Origin of the sequence: Enterobacter sp. UNJFSC 003 (genome assembly GCF_036903355.1) — a bacterium.
In the GTDB taxonomy this organism is placed as follows: Bacteria; Pseudomonadota; Gammaproteobacteria; order Enterobacterales; family Enterobacteriaceae; genus Enterobacter.
This window is the reverse complement of sequence record NZ_JBAKHK010000119.1, coordinates 1-280: the sequence shown is the minus strand read 5'-3', so window position 1 is coordinate 280 and position 280 is coordinate 1. Positions and strand designations below refer to the sequence as shown.

The 280-nt window shown below is 57.1% G+C and carries 1 protein-coding gene; it reads right to left on the bottom strand.

What is annotated here, in order from left to right; genetic code table 11:
- Positions 1–280 (bottom strand): histidine-type phosphatase (locus V5P19_RS23380; protein ID WP_334407925.1); only part of this gene is annotated, 280 nt, incomplete at both ends.

Sequence of the window (280 nt, the reverse complement as noted above, 5' to 3'; positions counted from 1 at the left end):
CGGTGTCCGGCGGCGGGCATTCCCCCGATTTTACCATCCCCTGCTCTGCCAGCCATTCACGCATGTAATGGCCCATATACACTTCGAGCACGCCACCTTTGGTGGTGAGTTGCCCACCGGGGACGTCCCATTCTGGCCATTTATTCGGCGTCGACTGCTCCAGCACACTGCCATTGTTCGCCAGCGGCGCACGTAAGTTATGGCGGCTCATCATGAGCACTTGCTGTAGCTGATAGCCTTCCGGTACGGTTTGTGCCTGAGCATTTGAAGCGAGTAAAAC